General features: G+C 64.7%; 21 protein-coding genes. 5 read left to right on the plus strand and 16 right to left on the minus strand.

What is annotated here, in order from left to right; translation table 11 throughout:
• Positions 1–26 precede the first annotated feature (26 nt).
• Complete coding sequence (locus ACH49N_RS33295) at positions 27–995, minus strand: polysaccharide deacetylase family protein (RefSeq protein WP_358277003.1); 969 nt, start codon at positions 993–995, stop codon at positions 27–29.
• Positions 996–1,231: 236 nt separating this feature from the next.
• Here ACH49N_RS33295 and ACH49N_RS33300 point away from each other — a divergent pair, with 236 nt between their 5' ends.
• Positions 1,232–2,242: an NADP-dependent oxidoreductase gene (locus tag ACH49N_RS33300; protein WP_358277004.1), complete on the plus strand. Its 1,011-nt coding sequence runs from the start codon at positions 1,232–1,234 to the stop codon at positions 2,240–2,242.
• Between the two features lie 438 nt (positions 2,243–2,680).
• Here ACH49N_RS33300 and ACH49N_RS33305 read toward each other — a convergent pair whose 3' ends face one another.
• The 11 genes from ACH49N_RS33305 to ACH49N_RS33355 all read right to left on the minus strand — a co-directional run bounded on the left by ACH49N_RS33305 (position 2,681) and on the right by ACH49N_RS33355 (position 13,358).
• Positions 2,681–3,481 (minus strand): SDR family oxidoreductase, encoded by an 801-nt coding sequence (locus ACH49N_RS33305; RefSeq protein WP_358277005.1) that lies wholly within the window; start codon positions 3,479–3,481, stop codon positions 2,681–2,683.
• Positions 3,482–3,505: 24 nt separating this feature from the next.
• Entirely contained in the window at positions 3,506–4,528 is a 1,023-nt protein-coding gene (locus tag ACH49N_RS33310) for a sugar ABC transporter substrate-binding protein (protein WP_358277006.1), read from the minus strand.
• Complete coding sequence (locus ACH49N_RS33315; RefSeq protein ID WP_358277007.1) at positions 4,525–5,538, minus strand: ABC transporter permease; 1,014 nt, start codon at positions 5,536–5,538, stop codon at positions 4,525–4,527. Before ACH49N_RS33315 ends, ACH49N_RS33310 begins: the two co-directional genes overlap by 4 nt.
• On the minus strand, positions 5,535–6,533 hold the full coding sequence (locus ACH49N_RS33320) for an ABC transporter permease (protein ID WP_317763903.1): 999 nt from the start codon (positions 6,531–6,533) through the stop codon (positions 5,535–5,537). Before ACH49N_RS33320 ends, ACH49N_RS33315 begins: the two co-directional genes overlap by 4 nt.
• Entirely contained in the window at positions 6,526–8,079 is a 1,554-nt protein-coding gene (locus ACH49N_RS33325) for a sugar ABC transporter ATP-binding protein (RefSeq protein WP_358277008.1), read from the minus strand. Before ACH49N_RS33325 ends, ACH49N_RS33320 begins: the two co-directional genes overlap by 8 nt.
• Before the next feature lie 256 nt (positions 8,080–8,335).
• A complete protein-coding gene (locus ACH49N_RS33330) occupies positions 8,336–9,118 on the minus strand; it encodes an SDR family oxidoreductase (RefSeq protein WP_358277009.1) in 783 nt (260 codons plus the stop codon).
• Positions 9,119–9,193: 75 nt separating this feature from the next.
• Positions 9,194–9,580 (minus strand): nuclear transport factor 2 family protein, encoded by a 387-nt coding sequence (locus ACH49N_RS33335; RefSeq protein ID WP_358277010.1) that lies wholly within the window; start codon positions 9,578–9,580, stop codon positions 9,194–9,196.
• Between the two features lie 49 nt (positions 9,581–9,629).
• Positions 9,630–10,706: a maleylacetate reductase gene (locus ACH49N_RS33340; RefSeq protein WP_358277011.1), complete on the minus strand. Its 1,077-nt coding sequence runs from the start codon at positions 10,704–10,706 to the stop codon at positions 9,630–9,632.
• Positions 10,703–11,599, minus strand: coding sequence for an intradiol ring-cleavage dioxygenase (locus ACH49N_RS33345; RefSeq protein WP_358277012.1), 897 nt, complete (start codon positions 11,597–11,599; stop codon positions 10,703–10,705). Before ACH49N_RS33345 ends, ACH49N_RS33340 begins: the two co-directional genes overlap by 4 nt.
• Before the next feature lie 14 nt (positions 11,600–11,613).
• Entirely contained in the window at positions 11,614–12,339 is a 726-nt protein-coding gene (locus ACH49N_RS33350) for a glucose 1-dehydrogenase (RefSeq protein WP_358277013.1), read from the minus strand.
• Between the two features lie 44 nt (positions 12,340–12,383).
• On the minus strand, positions 12,384–13,358 hold the full coding sequence (locus tag ACH49N_RS33355) for a sugar phosphate isomerase/epimerase (RefSeq protein WP_358277014.1): 975 nt from the start codon (positions 13,356–13,358) through the stop codon (positions 12,384–12,386).
• A 132-nt stretch (positions 13,359–13,490) separates the two neighbouring features.
• Here ACH49N_RS33355 and ACH49N_RS33360 point away from each other — a divergent pair, with 132 nt between their 5' ends.
• Both ACH49N_RS33360 and ACH49N_RS33365 read left to right on the plus strand, forming a co-directional pair.
• Positions 13,491–14,141, plus strand: coding sequence for a helix-turn-helix domain-containing protein (locus ACH49N_RS33360; protein ID WP_358277015.1), 651 nt, complete (start codon positions 13,491–13,493; stop codon positions 14,139–14,141).
• A gap of 417 nt (positions 14,142–14,558) precedes the next feature.
• Positions 14,559–14,924 carry a hypothetical protein gene (locus ACH49N_RS33365; protein ID WP_159922173.1) on the plus strand — a complete coding sequence of 122 codons (366 nt, stop codon included), beginning with the start codon at positions 14,559–14,561 and terminating at the stop codon, positions 14,922–14,924.
• Between the two features lie 467 nt (positions 14,925–15,391).
• Here the strand turns inward: ACH49N_RS33365 and ACH49N_RS33370 are convergent, their stop codons facing one another.
• The 4 genes from ACH49N_RS33370 to ACH49N_RS33385 form a co-directional block, all read right to left on the minus strand.
• Positions 15,392–16,375 (minus strand): hypothetical protein, encoded by a 984-nt coding sequence (locus ACH49N_RS33370; protein WP_358277016.1) that lies wholly within the window; start codon positions 16,373–16,375, stop codon positions 15,392–15,394.
• A gap of 9 nt (positions 16,376–16,384) precedes the next feature.
• The gene (locus tag ACH49N_RS33375; protein ID WP_159922151.1) at positions 16,385–16,786 is read right to left on the minus strand and encodes a RidA family protein; all 402 of its coding nucleotides are present in this window, start codon (positions 16,784–16,786) and stop codon (positions 16,385–16,387) included.
• A 29-nt stretch (positions 16,787–16,815) separates the two neighbouring features.
• Positions 16,816–17,649: a phytanoyl-CoA dioxygenase family protein gene (locus ACH49N_RS33380; RefSeq protein WP_358277017.1), complete on the minus strand. Its 834-nt coding sequence runs from the start codon at positions 17,647–17,649 to the stop codon at positions 16,816–16,818.
• 256 nt (positions 17,650–17,905) lie between these two features.
• Entirely contained in the window at positions 17,906–18,337 is a 432-nt protein-coding gene (locus tag ACH49N_RS33385; protein ID WP_159922147.1) for an acyl-CoA thioesterase, read from the minus strand.
• A gap of 230 nt (positions 18,338–18,567) precedes the next feature.
• Here ACH49N_RS33385 and ACH49N_RS33390 point away from each other — a divergent pair, with 230 nt between their 5' ends.
• Both ACH49N_RS33390 and ACH49N_RS33395 read left to right on the plus strand, forming a co-directional pair.
• Entirely contained in the window at positions 18,568–19,998 is a 1,431-nt protein-coding gene (locus ACH49N_RS33390; protein WP_358277018.1) for an MFS transporter, read from the plus strand.
• Between the two features lie 160 nt (positions 19,999–20,158).
• Positions 20,159–20,803 carry a TetR/AcrR family transcriptional regulator gene (locus tag ACH49N_RS33395; protein ID WP_358277019.1) on the plus strand — a complete coding sequence of 215 codons (645 nt, stop codon included), beginning with the start codon at positions 20,159–20,161 and terminating at the stop codon, positions 20,801–20,803.
• The last annotated feature ends 72 nt before the right edge of the window (positions 20,804–20,875 follow it).

Consider the following 20,875-nt stretch of genomic DNA (forward strand, 5'->3'; position numbering starts at 1 on the left):
TGACGTTGTGAATGTGGAATGCCGACTCAGGACCAATCCCAGTCGTACTTCGCTCCCACCCGCTTCGCCAGCGGCTTGAACATGCGCTCTTCGTAGGTCGCCATCGTGTCGAGGCCGGGAATGGGGGCAAGGTTCAGGATCTCGGCCAGCCGCTCGACGTCGAGTTCAGGTTTCGGCACGCGCGCAGCAAGCGCGAACCTCTGAAGCTGGTTGGTGAAGCTCTCATTACACGGCGGCTTCCCAAAGTTCACCGGATGCTTCATCGCCTCATCGAGGGTGACAAATTCCACGCCACGCTCGAGGAAGGCCTCGAGGATCGGAGCGAGGGTGTCACGAGAGATCGGGGTGCCGTGTACGAGCCAGATGAGAGGGGCGTCGGCACCGAACAAGGTACGCGCGGTGTCCGCGTGCTTGTAGAGCATGTCAACCGCGGTCGACACATGCAGGTCGCGGACCTGCTTCTGCACGTCCTTGTCGCCAAGGGTCATCGCGCGAAAGTACGGCATGATGAACGCGAAATCACTGAACCAACTCGTGATCGGGGCAGTGCGGTAGCCGAGATCTGCGATGTACGTCTCGACTTCCCCTCGACGTCGTTCCGATCCTGATGACATGTCCATGGGGTACCGGAAGTACTTCGACGGTGCGGCGTCGATCAGATGACCGATGTACTTCTCGGCCGTCTCAAAATCGCATCGGAATGCCGCATCGGGCATCCAGCGCAGTGGAGCATGCTGGTGAGTGTGGTTGCCCAGGTGATGGCCCGCTTCGGCCCACGCCTCGAAGGCCTCGATTTGCTCTGGCTCGTTCTCGAGCCGGTAGGTATGAGAGAAGCCGTAGGTTCCCGCAAGTCCGTAGTCGTTCAGCGTTTTCGCCACAGACCGCGTGATGTCGGTGGGAGTGGTCTCGTCCGGCATGGGAACGCCCTCCCACAGGACGAAGTCATCGATCGTGACCGCAATCTCGAGAGGTCGGTCGGTGCGTGTGTCATTCATTGCGTTGACTCCGGATCTTCCAGGTGGGCTCCTCGGCACGCAGCCCACTTCTCACCGACCCTACGAAGTGACGGACGTCACGTCTTGGTTGTTTGCGCGCATCTGCTTTCATCAGGCGCACACGCATCCGGCATTGAAATGCGCGCTGTGCGTGCTCGTCGAATTCCGTGCGCATCGGGCCAAGTTTCGCCTTGTCATGACTTCTACCGTCGGTGGTGACGAAGGAGAAGCACACCGTGAATTCATCACAACAGATCGTCCTGGCGCAGCGCCCCCACGGGCACGTGAGCGTGGAGGACTTCCGTGTGGAGGACGTCGTCCTGCCCGAACTCGAGGCCGGCGACGTCGCACTCGAGACCCTCTTCATCTCGATCGATCCGGCCATCAGGGGCTGGCTCGACGACCGACCGAGTTATCTTCCGCCAGTCGCGATCGGAGAGCCAGTGCGCGCTTTCGGTCTGGCACGCGTGACCGCCTCACGCAACAGCAACTTCACCGAGGGCGACATTGTGCGTGGCTTCGTCGGCTGGCAACGGCGCCAGATCGTCAGCTCGCCCAGTACTGACTGGGACCGAATCACACCACGGGAGGACGTTCCCTTGGAGCACTACCTCGGAATCCTCGGGATGACGGGCCTGACCGCGTGGGCCGGAGTATGCGACATCCTGCGGCCGGAACCAGAGCATACCGTCTTGATCTCCGGCGCCTCTGGCGCAGTCGGAAGCGTGGCCGTCCAGCTCGCGAAGCAGGCGGGCGCACATGTTGTCGGCATCGCAGGAGGCGCCGAGAAGTGCTCGATGGTCGCCCGACTCGGCGCCGCCGCCGTCATCGATCGCAAGGCCCCTGACTGGAAGGACCAGCTCGAGGCGGCAACACCGGACGGCATCGACCGCCTCTTCGAAAACTCCGGAGGCCCGATGTTCGACGCATCGATCACCCGACTCAACAACCACGCACACATCGCGTTGTGTGGCCTGATCGACGGCTACAACTTGACCGAGCGACCCGCCGGACCAAGCAATTTCGGACAGCTTCTCACCAAGCGAATCCTCACACAAGGATTCATTGTGCTCGACTACATGGACCGAGCAGCAGTGGTTGAAGCCACGCTCGGCGAACTCATCAGTTCCGGACAGTTGGAGGCCGTGCAATCAGTATTGCCCGGATTCGAACAGCTGCCAGCCGCCTTCGTGGACTCGTTCTTCAACGGCCAACCAGGCAAGATCATCATCGATCTCACTGCGTAGCCAGCGTCTGAAGCCGGCCTCAGCCCGAGGTTCTATCCCGTCACCGCGCAACAAGGATCCGGCCTCCACACGCATCCATCACTGTCCGAGCACCCCCACCAACGGATCACTCCCCCAGCCGGATAGCACGCTTCCCTTTCGTGGTATACCCGCTAATTACCCGGGTGGTCGTCGAGGCGTACTGGGCTCAGTCCGCGGCTTCCCGACCTGGGCGCCCCGACTGCGCAACCAGATTGGATACGAAAAGTGGTTCCTCGCGCCGCGCCTGACCATCAGTCAATTCGGCCGTGACCGGAATCTGCTTGTGGCGCAGGACGTGCGGTCTCGTCGGGCGATACCACACGACCACAAGGCTGCCCTTCAGCGAACGCTTCGGCTCACTTCCGATGGATCCGAACCGTGCCAGTGATCGACAGCCGCTCCGGGTGGGGCGGGCGGTCAGGTGATGGCGCGGAAGGAACCGCCGTCGACGCCGTACACCGAGGAGGTGACGTACGAGGCGAGGTCGGAGGCGAGGAAGACAACCACGTTGGCCACTTCCTCGGGAGTTCCTATGCGTTGCAAAGGAAGTCCGCGATGTTTCATCTCGACGTCGATAGATTCGTCGCGGTGCACGCCGTGGACGGCGGCGAAGGTGTCGGCGAGGCCACCCTCCATCAGCCACATCGGCGAGAGGATGGGGCCGGGTGCGACCGCGTTGACTCGCACGATCGGGCCCTCGCTGATGGCCAGCGAGCTGGTGAACGACAGGATGGCAGCCTTGGACGCGGCGTAGTCCGGTCCGGCGGCGATCGGCTGACGCCCCAGGTCAGAGGCGTTGTTGACGATGACACCGCGTCCGGCGGCCCGCATGGTCGGCAGCACGTGGGTGGCGGCGCGGACCTGGCTGAGGAAGTTCAGTTCGAGGGTGGAGACCCAGTCGGTGTCGGTGAGGCTGTCGAAGGTTCCCAGGCTGCCGGCGCCGACGTTGTTGAACAACACATCCACCCGGCCGTCGTAAGGGGCGAGGACCTCGTCGAGACCTCCGGTCACCCCGGGCTCGGTGCTCAGATCGGCGACGGCGTAGTGCACCTCGGTGACCTGCTCGAGTTCCTTGGCGAGGATGTCGAGGCCGTGCCGGTCTCGGTCGAGCAGGGCGAGGCGGGCGTTTTCCGCGGCGAAAGCCCGTGCGGATGCGGCTCCGATTCCGGAGCCGGCGCCGGTGATGACGACGACCTTGTCCCCTAGTCCGGTTTCCATCGTGATTCCTCTCGGGCGTGGGTGTTAGTTGCGGGCGAGTTCGGAGTACCCCGCGGGCAGGCAGCCGTTGGGGGTGAAGTCGTCGAGGTTGTCCTTGGTGACCACCGGCAGCGGCATGTAAAGGACCGGCGGCACGTCTTTGCCGGCGAGGACGTCCATCATGGTGGTCAGGGCGTGGGTGGAGTCCCAGCACGGGGATTGGAACAGTGTCGTCGACATGGATCCGTTCTCGAGCAGGGTCCGGGCGACCGGGGCGTAGTTGTGGCCGAGGAGTTTGACTTGTCCGGCCATCCCTGCGGCGTCGAGGGCTTGGGCGGCGCCGGAGGCCATGATGTCGTCCGGGGTGACGAGGGCGTCGATCTGGTTGCCGAAGCGGCTGATCAGTGCGCTCGCTGCGGTCTGGGCCTGGTTCTTGTCGAAGTTGCCCGGCTGGGAGCCGAGGAGCTTCATGTCGGGGTGGTTGGCCATCTCGCGTTCGAGGCCGATCTGACGGTTGATCGCTGCCGCGTTGCCGGGGGTGCCGCCGATGTAGACGTAGGTTCCCTTGCCGCCGAGCAGCTTCGCGAGTCCCTTGCCCTGGAGTTCGCCGATACGTTGGTCGTTCGGTCCGGTGAACGCGTGGTACAGGCTGGTGTCGAGGCCCTCGGGGGGCTGGGAGTTGCTGATGTTGACCGGAATTCCGGCCCGCTGGGCCTGGATCAACATCGGCTGTTCGGCGCCGTAGAGCGCGGGCCAGATGACTATGCCGTCGACCTTCTTGGCGATCGCAATCTTCATCTGCGACGCCTGCACCGAAGCGTCGTAGTTCGAGTTCATCACGAATGCGTTGACGTGGTGTTCTTCGGCTGCCTTCCGCAGGGACGAAACGTAGTTGCGCCCGTACTCGTGGTTGCGGTCCATCGGCACGAGGAAGGCGATCGTGGGCCAGTCCTCGTTGTCGGTGGCCGCGCCGGGAGCGCCGCACGCGGTGCCGGCCAGCACGGTGGCCACGCAGAAGGCGATCGCGAGTGCGGCTCGCCGGAACAGAGAACTCTTGTGTGCCATCATCGTGCCTTTCCTGCTGCGACGGCTGTGCGGTCTGAGGATGCGCCCGTGAGGGGACCGAGCAGCGATGGGAGCCGCAGGGCGCGCACGCCCTCCTTGGTCAAGACGACGGCGGCGAACAGGATTGCGCCGATGGCGATGCCCTCGACGCTCGAGTCCAGCCCGCTCATCTGCAGGCCGATGCTGATGCCACCGAGCGCGATCGCCCCGATGACGGCGCCGATCACGCTGGCGCGGCCACCGGACAGGCTGGCGCCGCCGACGACTGCGGCCGCGATCGCTAGCAGCATCACCGTCGATCCCAGGGTGGGTGACGCGGCGACCAGGTTGAGGGTGTCGACGACACCGGCGAGGCCGGCGACGCAGCTGCAGATGGTGAAGGCGAGGATCTTGCGGGTGTCGATGGAGATACCGCCCGACGCCGCGGCTTCGGCGTTGCCGCCGATGATGTAGAGCTCGCGGCCGGTACGCATCTTGGTCATGAAGAACCACAGGGCGGCGGTCGCGGCGACGGCGATGACGATGTCCGGGGTGATCTGCCCGATCAGCGGGACGCTGAATTCCAGGGCCCGGGTGGAGTCCTGCAGTGGCACCGGGGCGCCGTCGGTGATCGCCAGGGCGAGACCCTGCAGGGTGATCAGCATGCCGAGGGTGGTGATGAAGGAGTTGATGCCGACCTTGACGACCAGGAGACCGTTGATCAGTCCCACCACCGCACCGGTGATCAGCGCGAGGGGAATCGAGACGGCGAGGTTGCCGGAGGCCTGCGCGGCGACGGCCGCGGTGACGGCCATGGTCGATCCGACGCTGAGGTCGATCTCGCCGAGGACGAGGACCGGGACCAGCGCGATCGCCACCAGCCAGACGTCGACGATGCGGGACAGGGCGATGCCGTAGGAGCCGAGTGCGGTCGGCTGGACTGCCAGCAGCACCACGACGACCAGGGCCAGCAGGATCACCGCCCGGAATGCGGTCCAGCTCTTGAACTGGGTCAGAAGAGTGTGGCCGTTCACTTGAGACCTCCACGTCGGCGCAGGATGGCGTCCGCCGCGAGGGTCGCGACGATGATGAAGCCCTGCACGAACTGTTGCCATTGGAACGGCAACCCGGCCAGGGACAGGACACTGAGCAGTACCTGGACGAACGCGACACCGAGGACGGTGCCCAGGATCGATCCGCGGCCGCCGAAGAGGCTGGTGCCACCGATGACGACGGCGGCGAGGGCGTTGAAGTCGTAGCCGGCGGACATCGTCGAGACTGCACTCGAGCTGTAGCCGGCCAGCGCCATTCCCGCCGCGGCCGCGCCGAGCGAGGAGACGGCGAAGGTGAGGGTGAGGGTGCGGGTGGTGTTCAGTCCGGCGATCCGGGCGGCACCGCGGTTGGTGCCGGTGGCCCGCAGCGAGTACCCGAAGCTGGTGGCGGAGAGCAGGTTGTGGGCGAGCACGGCCACGACGGCGAAAATCAGGAACACCACCGGAATGCCGGCGACGGAGGCGTTGCCGATCCACGACAGCAGCGTGGTGTTTCCGGAGTACTGGGCGCCGCCGGTGATGTAGTTGAGCACGCCCATGCCGGCGGTGGCGGTGGCCAGGGTGACGATGACTCCGTTGCCGCGCATCAGTCCGGCGCCGATGCCGTTGATGATCGCGAACACCAGGCACGCCAGGATCGCGGCCGGTGCGGCCACGGCAATGCCGTGCGGGCTCACCGCGATCACGACGATAGCGGCGAGGGCGATCTGCGGCACCACCGACAGGTCGATGATAAGGCCTGAGACGACCACGAACGTCATTGCCAGTGCGACGAATCCGAGAAAGGCGCTGTTACGCAGCAGCGTGCCGAGGTTCTGTGCGGACCAGAAACCGTCGAGTCCGACCGCGGCGAACAGCAGTAGTGCGATCAGCGCCCCGGTGACCACGATTGCGGTGGGGTTCTCATCGAATGTGCGCCGCAGGGGCGGCACGTAAGGTGCGACCCGCCCTGCCGGCGCGATCTGGGTGTCAGACATGTGCGGCTTCCTTGCGTTGGTGCGTGGTGTCGTGATGGGTGCCGAGCCGGACGATGGCCTGTTGGTCGGCCTCGGTGGCGGACAGTTCGCCGGTGATCGTGCCGTCGCGCAGGACCGCGATCCGGTCCGACAAGGAGAGCAGTTCCTCGAGGTCGGAGGAGACGACGATGACGGCGGTGCCCTTCGCGGTCAAAGAGCGGACCAGTTCGTGAATTTCGGCTTTGGCTCCGACGTCGACGCCGGCGGTGGGCTCGTCCAGGACGAACAGTCGTGGATTGGTGGGTAGCCACCGGCCGAAGGCGACCTTCTGCTGGTTGCCGCCGCTGAGCAGTTTTACGGTGGCGGAGGTGTTGGCGGGGCGCAGGTTGACCTCGCCGGCGAGGCCGGTGGCCATCTTTTTCAGTGCCTTGGTACGGATCTGTCCGAACCGGCTCAGCGCGGTCAGCGAGGGTAGCGCCAGGTTCTCGCGCACCGACCGGGCCAGCAGTACCCCTTCCGTACGGCGGTCTTCCGGGACGAAGGCGACGCCGGACCGAACTGCGGAGCGGTAGGAACTGATGGTGCGGCGGTGGCCGTCGTAGCTGAGGGTGACAGACCCGCGGGAGCGGGGTTCGAGGCCGAGGATGGCCCGGACCAGTTCGCTGCGACCTGAGCCCATCAGTCCGCCGAGACCGAGGACCTCGCCGACACGGACCTCGAGGCTGGTGCCGAACACCCCAGGCGCCCAGAGGTTGTCGACGGACAGGACCACCTCACCGAATGAGTCCGTCTTCTCTTCCCGCTCGTGTTGTTCCTGGTCGAGCAGTTTCTGCCCGACCATGCTCTCGACCAGCCGGTCGGTGGTGGTCTCGGCGAGGTCGAGGTGCTCGACCAGGCGGCCGTCGCGGAGGACGGTAGCGCGGCTGCACAGTTTGAAGATCTCCCGCAGCCGGTGCGAGATGTACACGATGGTCACACCCTGATCGCGCAGGGACTCGAGCAGTTCGAGCAGCTGGTCGGTCTCCTGGGGTGTCAGGGAGGCGGTGGGCTCGTCGAGGATGAGGATCTGCGGGTCCAGGCGCAATGCCTTGGCGATCTCGACGAACTGCTGGAGGGTCGCCGGCAGCTGACCGACGAGAGTGTCGGGGTCGATGTTCACGCCCAGCCGCGCGCACAGTGCGGCGGCGATCGAGCGCATAGCTTTGCGGTCGACGAGTCCGTGTTTGGTGGGAGTGGTTCCGACGCAGATGTTCTCGGCGACGGTCAGGTCCGGGCACAGGCTCAGTTCCTGATGGACCAGTGCGATGCCGGCGGCCTTGGACGCTACGGTCCCCCCGGACAGCAGTTGTCCGGAGACCAGCACCTGACCCTCGTTGGGGGTGTAGAGGCCGGCGAGCACCTTCATCAGTGTGGATTTGCCGGCGCCATTCGCGCCGACTATGGCGTGACAGGTACCGGAGTCGATGCGGATGCTCACGTCCTCGAGCGCGTGCACACCGCCGAAGTGCTTGCTGACCCCGGTGGCCTCGATGGCAGCGGGTGACGAAGCGGGGATCTGTGAGGTCACGGGGGCTCCTGATACAGGCTGGGAAATAACGCGGTACTGCAGGGCGCGGGGGTGATGGACGCCCCAAGCGACTTTTCATCACTACTTAAAGTGTGACGCCCACCATACCATCTAGTTCAGTGTGACTGTCAATATGAGGAAGTTATGGAGTCGCATCGGACAATGTTCATTGCAGCTGAATACAGACGCGGTGGTAACCGATCGGACGAAGCCGATCGGTTACCACCGCGGTGTCTGCGCCGAGGAGGCCGGAGACCTAGAAGAAGACCTGCTCGCCACCGGTGAGGTTGAGAGCGGAACCGGTGGTGAACGAAGCCTCGTCGGAGGCCAGCCAGGCGACCATCCGGCCCATATCGTCGAGAGTGCCGAAACGACCCGTGGGTATTTTGGCGTCGAGGTAGTCCTGCAGCTTCTGCTCGAGCGTAATTCCCTCGCTCTGAGCGATTTCCGCGAACGACTTCTCCATCATCTCGGTGTACATGCAGCCGGGACAGATGGCGTTGACGGTGATGTTGAAAGGCGCCAGTTCCAGCCCGAGGGCCTGCGTCATCAAGATGACGGCCGCCTTCGATGCGGAGTAGACGCCCTCGTTGGGGCGGGCGAGTTTGCCGAGTTGGGAGGCGGTGTTGATGATCCGCCCCGACTTCTGCTTCTTCATCACCCGGGCAGCCGCACGGGAACCGTTGAAGACGCCGCCGACGTTGACGTCCATGGTGCGGCGGAAGTCTTCGTCGGTGACCTCGGCGATTGCACCGTAGGTGTAGATGCCGGCGTTGTTGACCATGATGTCCAGACGCCCGTGCGTCTCGACAGTGGAACCGACCAACTCGTCCACCGACGCCGCACTGGACACGTCGACCTTGGCGGAGCTGCTCTTCGGGCTGCCGGCGGACTGCAGCGTGCTCGCGGTCTCCTCGGCGCTGTGCAGGTCGGCGCAGACGACCGTGGCGCCGCGTCGGGCGAGTTCGACGGCGATGCCCTCACCGAGTCCACGGCTGGCTCCGGTGACGATGGTGATCTTGTTCTCGAGGGTGGACATGGGGAATCCAATCTGGTGTTCGGGTGGGGTGAACTCCGCCGGCACACCGGTGCACGGGGGTCGTGTGAGGGGGATTTACGCGGTGGGCACCGGGGTGGGCTGGTAGGCGAGGAATCGCCAGCCCTCGTCGGTGTACTTCCACACTGCCAGGCACCGGTTTCGCAGCTTCTTCTCGCGTCCGCCGGCGGTGATGCTGGCGTTCATCTCACCGATGACGAGCGCGACATCGTCGACGATCCGGATGAACTCGATCGGGTGGTCGATGTCGTGATAGACGTAGTAGCCCGACCGCACCTTGTCGAGGTAGGAGTCGAGGCTGTCCGTGTCCCCGGAGGAGTGCGAGTAGGCCAGGTCGGGATGACTGAGCTCGGCGAACCGAGCCAGGTCCTGCTCGACGATCGCCCGGTACCGGGCGTTTTCGAGGTCACGGATGGTGGTGGTCGCATCGTGGGTAGCTGTCACGTCGGCTCCTGTGCTGTTCAGGGTGGGCGAGGGTAGGTGTCGTACCAGGTCATCGGCGGGTGGGCCGATCGCCGCGCAGAGCCTGGCCGAGGAGGTGGCGCAGCCCGTCCTCGGTGACCGGGGTCGGGTTCGAGTAGGGGTTGGACAGGACCTCGTCGATGACGGCAGGAAGTTGGCTTTCGCTCACCCCCAATTCTTCGAGCGAGTGCGGGATCTGCAGTTGCTGTTCGAGGTCCCACAGCGCGGTCGACGGGTCACCGTCGGTGCCCAGGGCCCGCTGCAAGGCGGCCCGCGCTGCCGGGGCGTGGGATTCGTTGTAGGCCAGCACGTAGGGCAACACGATCGCGTGCGTCTGGGCGTGCGGCAGGTCGAGGGATCCGCCGAGGACATGGCAGAGCTTGTGATGGAGCGACATCGTTGTCGCCCCCAGGCAGGCACCGCACAGCCAGGCGCCGTACAGGGCTTTCGACCGGCCGTCGAGATCGTTGCCGTCGGCGACCACCACCGAAAGCGATTCGGCGAAGGCGCGAACTCCCTCTTCGGCCATCAGCGAGATGATCGGCGAGGCGTCCGGGGCATAGAGTGCCTCGACGGCATGCGCGACCGCGTTCAGGCCGCTGGCGGCCGAGATCCCCGCCGGCAGCGTGGTAGTCAGCTGTGGGTCATAGATGACACTCTGCGGCAGCACCTTCGCGTCGCGCCCGGTCTGCTTGCGCCCGTCGCGGGTCAGACCCCAGATCGGGGTCATCTCCGATCCGGCGTAGGTGGTGGGGATCGCGATGATCGGTAGCCCGTGTTCGAGGGCGATCGCCTTGCCGAGGCCGATCGAGGAACCACCGCCGATCACCACGCAGCTGTCCGCGCCGAGCTCGCGGGCCCGGTCCCGGGCGCGGTCCGCGGTGTCGACCGGCACGTGCATGCGAGCCTGGTCGAAGATGCCGGCACCGCGGTCACCGAGATTATCCATGACGAGATCGGCCAGGTGCTTCTGCTCGGGAGTGCACAGGACCAGCGCCCGGCTCAGCCCGAGTCGGTCGAGTTCCTCCCCGATCTTGGTCACCGCGCCGACCTCGAAGCTCACCCGCATCGGCAGGGCCTCATAGTGGAAGGAGGTGGTGAAGGTCACAGTCCGGCCGCCTCTCGTACCTCGGATTCGAGCAGAGTCACATCGAAGTGGACCGTGCGGAAAGGATTGTCGAACCCGAGCTCGCGGGCGCGGTCCGGGTCGTCGACCACCGGGAACTCCCGGATCAGGCTTTCCTTGACCCCGAACACGACATCGGAGTCGATGTAAGGGGTGCCGTCGACGAACAGATGGGTGGTGACCGGTTCGTGGCCGGGTGCGGTGACGATGAAATGCACGTGCGCCGGCCGGTTGGGATGGCGCCCGGTGATGGCCAGCAGCTCCCCCACCGGTCCGTCGTCGGGGATGGGGTAGTACCGCGGAACAATCGAGCGGAACCAGAACTTGCCCTCGTCGTCGGTCCTGAACAACCCACGCAAGTTCAGCTCCGGCTGGATGCCGGGTTGCTGGACGTCGTAGAAGCCTTCGGCGTTCGCCTGCCAGACGTCGACACTCGCCCCGGCCAAGGGGGTGCCGTCCGCGCTGCGGACCTGTCCGGTCACCAGGCACGGCTCACCACCGTCGTCGAGGGCGATGGTGTCGCCGAGCTCGCGCGGCGGGGAGTCGACCATGTGGAACGGGCCCAGAACGGTCTGCTCGGTGGCGTGATCGAGGGCGCGGTGGTTGATCGTCTCGACCAGCATCGATACCCCGAGAACATCGGAGAGCAGGATAAATTCCTGACGCACGTCGTTGCAGGTGTGCCCGGTGCGGGTGAGGAACTCGATGCCCTTCTCCCACTCCTCCTCGGTGAGCTGGACGTCCTTGACGAAGTCGTGCAGGTGCTGGATCAGGGAGGTCACGATCTGCCGCAGCCGGGGATCGGTGTCGGCTCCGAGGCTGTCGATCACCACCTCGGCTGAGCGGCCTTCGGTGAACAGTCCACGATCGGTCATCGGTTCAACTCCTTTCACGGTGCGGTGTAGCCGCCGTCGACCGGCAGTTCGATGCCGGTGACGTAACTGGCCTCGTCGCTGGCGAGGAACAATGCGCCATAGGCGATTTCGCGAGGATTGGCGGCACGCTTCATCGGGGTGGCGGCGATCACCTCGGCGGTGATCGCCTCGTCCTGAGCGTCGATCATCGGGGTGCTGGCCAGACCCGGGTGCAGGGAGTTGACCCGGATGCCGTCGCCGACGTACGACAGGGCGGCATTCTTGCTCATCATCCGCACCGCGGCCTTACTGGCCTGGTAGGCCGAGACCCCGGCGGCGCCGACGATGCCCCAGATCGACGAGACGTTGACGATCGCGCCGGCGTGCTGGGCCTGCATGGTCGGCAAGACCGAGCGCATGCCGTAGAAGACCCCGGTCTGGTTGACCGCGATGATGTGGTGCCAGTCGTTGAGGTCGATCTTGTCGATCGCCTCGTAGGAGCCGACGAGGCCGGCGTTGTTGACCAGGATGTCGATCCGCCCGTGCGCGGCGATCACCGAGTCGACGAGTCCCTGCCAGCTGTCGAGCTGGGTGACGTCGAGGCGCTTGAAGGTGATGTTCGGGTGATCGAAGGGCTCCGGCTCCCGCAGGTCGCCGACCACCACCCTCGCGCCTTCCTCGGCGAACAGTTCCGCCGTGGCGCGGCCGATACCGCGGGCTCCGCCGGAGACGACAGCTACCTTCTGTTCCAACCGCGCCATTGTGTTGCCCTCTTCTTTCGTGTTCGGATCGGTATCCGGCCAGGTCAGCGCAGGTACTTCATCGTCGCTTCATAGGCGGCGGGAACGGCCTCGCTGATCGGGAGCTTGCGGTAGGCGGCGGACAAGATCTCCACGCCGTAGATTCCGTCGTAGCCGGTCTTACGGATGGCGTCGACGAAGCCTTGGACGTCGAGTTCGCCCTCGCCGGGAAGCCGGCGGCCGTTGAAGGTGTCGGCGATGAGGTCACCTTCGAACGTCAATGGCGCATCGTCGAGTTCGACGTCGAAGATGTACTGCGCCGGGATATCGGCGAGAGTGTCGAAGTCGACGCCGGCACGGGCGACGTGCCAAATGTCGATCAACAACCCGCCAGCGGGATGATCGGCCTTGGCGATGAACTCGAGTGCCTGCTGCGGTGTCTTGACGTTCACGAACGGCATCGGCTCGAACACCACCGTGGTACCCGCGTTTGAAGCGTCGGTGCAGAGCTTCACGAATTCGGCCGCCATGTGATCCGCATCGAATTCACCACCACTGAAGTCGCCGCCGACCTTGATGTGACGGGCGCCGAGAGCTTCGGCGGCCCGGAACATGTTTTCGCGAATCTCGTCCGCGGCTGTCCGGCGCTCGTCGGTGAGGAACCAGTTCTCCAGGAACTCGAGCTCGAGGTGAGCGATGCCGTTGTCGGCGAGCATGCTCTTGACAGTGGGAAACCCGTACTGCTGCTCGGCTTCGAGAAGATCCAGGTACCCAATGCCCACGCCGGTGAATCCGGCCTTCGCGGCAACTTCGATGCGCTCCTGGAAGCTGTGCGGACTGCGATCGTTCTCCGCATTGCCGGCATCGGCGTCACCAGCGGTCGTCCACGTTCCAGCGATCAATTCGACCTTGCTCACTACCAGATCTTCCTTCCAGAGGGGTTGGGTGGATTGCATCCTGCGGTGTAGCGCAGGATCGCGACGATGCCAGACCGACCAACCAGACATTTCATCCTGGCTTAATTTTGTGATTCCAATCATGCAAGCCGTGTAGTGTGAATGTCAACAACAGGCGATGAACTGCGGTGTGGCACCACTGCCGGAGTTAAGCCAGAGTGGATATCGAGCGTCAGACACACAGAACGGGGCACAGTGGTGGAAGAGGAAATCGGCGTGGCCTTGAAGCGGGCCCGCCTGGACAAGAAACTGTCACTTCGCCAGGTCGCAGATCAGCTCGGCATCTCCACCAGCCTGCTGTCCCAGGTCGAGAACGGAAAAACCCAGCCGTCGGTGAAAACACTCTTCGGTCTCGCGACCGTGCTCGAGGTCTCCCTCGACCAGATCGTGTCCGGTCGCAGCGGTCTCGACATCGAGCTCCCGCAGAACCGCGACGCCGCGGCGGGTATCCAGCGCGCCGCAGACAATCCGGTCCTCGAAATGGAAAACGGGGTCACCTGGCAGCGGCTGGCAACCGGCGGGCGCACTGAGATCGAACCGCTCTATGTCACCTATGAAGTCGGCGCTTCCAGCTCGGTCGACGGCAAACAGATGCGCCACGACGGAGCCGAGTTCGCGTACATCCTCGAAGGCACGCTGCGGCTCCGGCTCGACTTTGACGAACATGACCTGGGCCCCGGCGACTCGTTCTGCTTCGACTCGAGCCGGCCACACCTGTTCTACAACCCAGACACGGTACCCGCACGCGGCGTCTGGTTCGTCTTCGACACCGCGAGCCACACCGCCGACGTCAAATCGTTGCTAGACGCGATGCGAACCGCCAACGGAAGCGGCCAGAGCCGCACCCATCTGCCCACGTTCAGGTAAACCCGCTAGCCTGTCCCCACGTTTCGGCGATCACCTCCGCCTGATCCTGCCTGCGGGTGAGTACCCACTACCCGTGCCGAGGCCACCGCGAACCAGCGCGTCCACCGGCGCGGACTCGGGAGCAGCTGGTTGACCCCTGCCGCGTATGCCGACTCTCTGCAATCACTGTGAACGTGGGCTTCTGGTCAGCCCTCGCCAGTGTGTAACGATCGAACCGGAGATGGTGATATCCACTCGAATGGATTCACGGAGATGCGAGTGGCTGTGGGACAGCCTTCCTCGCCGAAATGGGGGGCGATGTTGAAATCTGTTAGTCGGATTGTGTTTGCGTCTGCCGCGGTCTCTGTAGCCGCTGTGGTCGGTTGCGGGTCGGCCTCCGCCGCTCCGGTCCCGGTGCAAGCCGGTGATACATGGGCTATGGCCGAGGACGTCAGTCAATGCGGTGTTGCCCGGATCCCGATGACGGTGGGTCTGTCGAGCGGGTGGCCAGGTGCGGAGGCATACATTCTGCTGTCACCGGAGTTCTATGTGCCCGCGGAGCTGCGAGGAGCACCGCACGAACTGACCTCGTGCCTTATCCCGGTGACCGTGCATTGGGAGAACCTTGATACGGGCGCTGCGGGCAGTCGCACGGTCTATCCGATGGACAGCCGCCCGGATCGATATCAAACCTCGGGTAACGCGGCCTATGTCGCGTCGGGCCTCGGGCGCGTCCGGTTCTGGTTGAGTACCGCTACTGCTCACGTGTCCGCGCCTGCAATCGAAGCTGTCATCTCGCTCTGAGATCTGTTCGCAGCCCGCCTGTTTGATGTGAGCCGATGATATAGTCTCGAGAGAGAATCGAGGTCCTCACGTCGCTCACCAGCGGCCAGGATGTTCTCATTCGGGCACCATTCGAGTGGTGCGCCCGAACGGGTCCGCAATGCCGAGGGATCCCTGAGCGGCACGGTCCTCAACTCGGCGTCGTTGGGTGGGTCAACTTCCGGCTGGCCGGTGGAGCCGGAAAACTCCGCTAGCGGAAGCCCGACCGGCGTGTTCCGGAAGCGGTCCCCAATCGGAAGCTTGACTGCTGTTGTCCCGCAAAGGTGGTCCGGTGGACCAAACCAATGCGGACAACACACCGCATGTCGAGCGGGACCGTCTGGGGTACTGCGTGGAGCTTCTTCAGGGATCCCGATGCCGAGGAATCCCGGGCCCCGTGGTCGTCGTCGTAGTTCTCGCGGCGGAAATCGCACTCCTACCTCGTTGGTTCAGATACCGAGTCCTATCGGGGTGTGCTGGCCGCCCGGCAGCGCACCGAGCGCGCCGACGGCGTGCACGATGCGTGCGGCGGTACCCGGATAGGGATCGGGTGCCGGGGTGATGCTCAGGGTGCACTCGGAGTCGTCGCCCCCGATCGCGGTGACCGTCAAGGAGCGCTCGTAACCTTCGAAAGACCCCTTGGGCAGTCCTTTCCAGGCGATGCGGATGCGTTCACGACCGTCGTGGACCACTACCGCGGCCTCGTCGAAACCCACCCTGGTGCCCGGGCTGATCTGGATGCCCGCCACCTCGGTGGCGGCGTCCGCCGTGACGAATCCGCCGTACACCTTCGACTCGTACCCGGTGAGGCCGAGGACATCGGCGATCATCTCCGCGGATTCTTGCAGCACCCCGCCCACAGGACCGGGTTGACCGTCTGCGAGTGTGCCGAGACCCATCTCGTCGGCGAGGACGCCTCGGCCCCACGCGGTGATGTCGGAGCGGGATTCGCCGACGATCGAGACCGGCGCGGGCAGCGCGCTGCTCAGCAGTGCAGGCAGCACGTCGAGCCAGAATCCGGGCAGCATGCCGGTGCCGACGATGCGCGCACCGGTTTCCTCGGCGCGCTTCTGCAACCGCGAGTACATCTCGGGATCGAGCTTGACCCGGGGATGGACGAAGCAGGCGTGTACGAGGTCGACACCGGCGTCGGCGCACAGTTCCATCGCCCGGTGCAGCACTTCACCTTTCAGGCCGGCGTAGGTCAGGACGTCGAAGTCGCCGGAGCGGATCGCGCCCTCGAGGTCGGTGGTCGCCGTGATCCCGGCGGCTCGACCCCCGGTGAGTGTGCCGATGTCCTGGCCGGCATGCTCGTCGAAGAAGACGATGGCAGTGGTCAGCGTGTGCGGGCTCGCCTCGATGGCGCCGACGAGCTGGGCGGCGGCGCGTCCGGTTCCGTAAAGTCCGACCCGGCGTGACTGCGTCGAATTCATTGCCGCTCCTCAGTCGTTGGCGTAGGCGATGACGCGGACTTCACACAGCAGCTCCGGGCGGGCGAGGTGTGTGACCCCGACGCCGGTCCAGCACGGGTACGGTTCCTTGATGTATTCGTCCTTGACCCGGCCGAAAATTTCACCGTCTCGGGCCATATCGGTGTGATAGGTGAGCAGTTCGAGGATGTTGTCCATCGAGGACCCGGCCGCTTCGAGGGCCTGCTTGACGCCGTCGAACGCGAACCGGGCCTGGGCCTCGATGCCGTCGGCGGGCGCCGAGGTGGCCGGGTCGATGCCGACCTGACCGGACACCCAGATCAGGTCACCGACGCGGGTGGCCGTCGAGAAGTGCAGGTCATTGTGGTAACGCTCGGCACGCGGTCCGGGATTGAAGTTCTGACGCTTCGACATCGGGAAAGGATCTCCTGTTCTGGGATGGATTAGACGAGCTGCTGGAAGACCGGCGAGCGGAACGGGTCGCCTGCGTTCAGCTTTGCCATCTCGTCGGTGAACAGCACGCCGTTGCGCGCGTAGCGCGGGTTCGACTGCGGCAGTTCGCGGAACGTTGCATCGTCACCGAAGAATCGCAGCACCAGGGTGTGGCGATCGGGGCAATCGGCATCGACCGCAGCGCCGCCGTGCAGCGAGCGGGGGTGCAGGAACACCACGTCGCCGGGGTTGACTTCGAACGAGACGAGATCCCAGGAGTTCGGGTCCTTTTCCAGGTCCTTGTCTATCCACGGCAGCCGCGGCAGCGATCCGTCGCCGTACAGCGGTTCGGTGGGGTCGTCGGCGTTGGCGAAGCTGGCACCGTCGTACTCGATGCCCTTCCAGCTGCCACGCACGATTTCCAGCGAGTTCTTCTTGGGGACATGCTGGAACGAGATCCAGGCGTTGCCCCAGTCCGGGCCCGCCCACGGCAGGTTCGAGGTGTCCTGGTGAAATGGGCCGCGGCCGCTCGCGCCGTTCTCCTTCACGAACACCTCTTCGGCGTAGTACCAGACGTGCTCGGAGTCCCACAGCTCGGCGAAGAACTCGCCGAACGGAAGCCGGGTCACCAGTTCGTCGAGCCGTTCCTTCGCGGCCGGGTTGGCGTTGTCGATGTGGGTTTGCAGGCTCGTGCCGTCGAGGCGACGGAAGACGAACGGGCCCGGGTTGGCCACATTCCACTTGAAGACCTCGTACAGCTCCGCGAGCTGTTCCGGGTTGAGGAAGTTGCGGACAACGGTGGCGCCGTCTTCCCAGAAGGCCTTCTTGACGGATCCGTCGATCATGGGAGTCTCCTAATTCCTAGGGGGTGACGCAGACCACGCTAACGGGTAGACGACATTTGCACAACATCTGTTTTGTAAATGGATTGCCACCAAACACACTGCAGCCCAGGGCTCCAAGGCCGACATCACGCACGATCTACGCAGCCGAATCTGAACGGCGATTGGCCGGGACCGAAGCGACGGCTCACAGCTGGCATCGGCTCCGGTGCCCGCGAGTTCGACCTGGCCCGAATCCGACACCCACACGTTTACGGTGTTACGGCGCCGAGCCGAGCCAGGGGCTGAGGGACGCCGATTGCTCGGCGAGTGCTGCCTTCTCCGCACCGGTCAGTGGGCGGCCGACCGCCTGGTCCTGATCCCAGGCGACGATCACGCTGACAGCTTCGACCACCACCGTGCCCGAATCGGTCGTCAGTCGCTCCTGCAGTCTGATGCTCGACGAGCCGATGTGCTCCACCGCGAACGAGCCGAAGAGCACCCGTTCGCCGAGTGAGGCGGGGGCCCGGAAGTCCAGCTCGAGCCGGGCGACGACATACCCCCACCCCGGAACCAGGGAGCCGACGACGCTGTCGAGCCAGCGGCCCCGACCATCGTCGAGGATTGCCACCAGGGCCACGTGCGAGACGTGCCGATACGCATCGACGTCGTTCCAACGCAACGGGATTCCGATGACCTGCGATGTGCCCATCCACCTCACCTGCTCACTTCTCAGGGCCCGCCCGCCCACAGGCTCGTGACGAGCCGACTCCGCGGCCGGCAACTCGGGGTTTACATAACCACTGTTGCGTTAATCATGGCGAGTCGATAATGTGGCGTGCGTCACCCGAACAGGGGGCCGGAGCCCCGGCGAGGGAGACCGTTCCGCTCGCAGGCGTCCCCCACGTATCGACGCCTCCATCCCCATCACACCGCGACGGTGTGATCGACATCAGTGAGCACACCTTGACACAGCAGCCCAGCACTACCGACCGTGTCAGCCCACCCCTGCACGGACCCGACATCGTCGCCCGACTGGACCGGCTCCCGGTACTGAAACCACACCTCCTGTGGATTGCCCTCATCGCGATCAATTTGATGATCGAGTACTACGACAACGGGCTTTTCATCTACATCGCACCGGCACTGCAATCCGACGCGAATCTCACCACCGGCCAGATCGGCACCATCGGCAGCGCCTTCTTCGTCGGCATGCTCGTCGGCGCGCTCATCGGCGGGCGACTGGCCGACCGGTTCGGTCGCCGCCCGGTGTTGGTGTGGGCGACAGTGGTCTACTCCCTCGCCTCACTGATGTCGGCGGCAATACCCGAATACTCCTGGCTCCTGGTCTCCCGGATCATCACCGGCATAGGTGTGCAGGCGGCGACCTCGGTCTTGCTCGTGTACATCGCCGAGATGTTCCCGTCGAAATCGCGGGGACGCTTCGTCGCGATCGCCACGATCGCCTTCACCCTCACCGCGCCCATCCTCGGCGCCCTGTCGCTGTACATGCTGCCCAACAGCGCGCCAGGAACGTGGCGCTACCTGTTCCTATTCGGCGCAATCGGCTTGCTGATCGCCCCCGCCATCCGCCTGTTGCTCCCGGAATCGGTGCGCTGGCAGGTCGGCCAAGGAAATCTCGACGCCGCCGACAAGCAGGTCGCCGGCCTGGAAGGCATTGCCCGGCACGCGGGTAAACCGCTGCCGGAGCCCATCGTACGCATCGAAACCGGCACCCAATACACCTTGCGCGAACTGATGCGAAACAAGAAAATGCTTCGGCTGGTCGCCGTCGTCGGCTTCGGCTGGTTCGGCGCCACGCTCGGGCTCTACATGTATCAGAACTGGTCGGTCTATGTGCTGGTCGACTCGCTGCAATACTCCGAGACCGACGCCTACACACTCCAGTTCGTCTGGTCACTCGTGTATGCGCTCACTCCACTAGTCACCGTGTTGCTGATCGACCGGATGGAGCGTAAAACGCTGATTCTCTGGTCGTCGGCGGCTTCGGCGTTCCCGATCCTGGCGCTCGGCCTCGCTACCAGCGATGTCGTGGTCGCCATCGCGGGCGGTGCCGCGGGCATTCTCACCGGTGTCGTGTTCTCCGTCTATTACGCCTACATTCCCGAAACAATGCCCACCGAGGCCCGAGGTCTGGGAACCGGCGTCATTTTCGGTCTCGGCCGACTGGGTGGCGTTCTCTCAGGCGTGCTCGGCGCCGCCATCTACAGTGCAGACGAATGGGGTCTCGACCGGTCGGGCCTGATGATCAGCGCAGCCGCGGTGTATATCGTGTCCGCGATCATAGTGTTCGGGTTCGGCCCGAAGACGGCCAACAAATCGTTGGAAGAAGTCTCGGCGCGCGAGTTGTGACCTGCCGACTGACCACAGTCGCGTACACGCGGGCCGCCCGGTCTGGAAAGGCCCGGCGGCCCGTTGTCGCCAGGAACCGAAACCGCGGTGGAACGCTGTTCGGCACCGTGCAGATGCCCGTGGGTCGATCCGGGGCGGCGGCGATGTGATGATGGGGACCATGCTGACGCAGACGAACGACCCGGGTGGTGCCGATCACACGGCACGACCGATGCGAGGACCCGGGCGCCCGGTAGGCGATCACGAGGAGAAGAGGGCGGAGCTGCTCAGAGCGGCAACCAGCGTCATCGCCGAACAGGGGTTCGCGAGAGCGTCGCTTCGAAAAGTCGCCGAACGCGCTGGATATACGACGGGGGCGGTGACCTACTATTTCGCCAATAAGAGCGACCTCGTCCACGCGCTCGCGGAAAGCCGCTTCGACCGGTACGACACACTGCTCGATGCCGTCGCACCGGAGGCAGATATCCGTGGACTGCTGCAGCAATGGCTGGAAATGTCGGTCGGGGAGCCGGAATTCTCCCATGTGATGTCGCAACTGCTAGCCAATACGCAATTCGACGCGAAATTGCGGGAGACCATCGCTCGGCGATACGCGAGTTATCGTGCGCGCTTCGCCGACGTTGTCCGGGAAGGCCAGCGGCGCGGCACGATCCGCGATGACGTATCCGCGGTGATTCTCGTCGATCAAATCGGGGCGATGGGTGACGGATTGGCGATCATCGCCCCCCTCGAGCCCCACAACTTCGGGGCCGACAAGATCGAGCAGATACTCGACGGGGTGATCCGGCTCATTTCTCCGCCGTAGCGGCGGTGAGCCGGAGCGAATTCAGCCTCGGCGCAGTTCGTGCTCGAGAACCTTGCCGGTGGCGCCCTTCGG

The organism is Rhodococcus sp. NPDC019647, assembly GCF_044389235.1.
In the GTDB taxonomy this organism is placed as follows: Bacteria; Actinomycetota; Actinomycetes; order Mycobacteriales; family Mycobacteriaceae; genus Rhodococcus_F; species Rhodococcus_F oxybenzonivorans.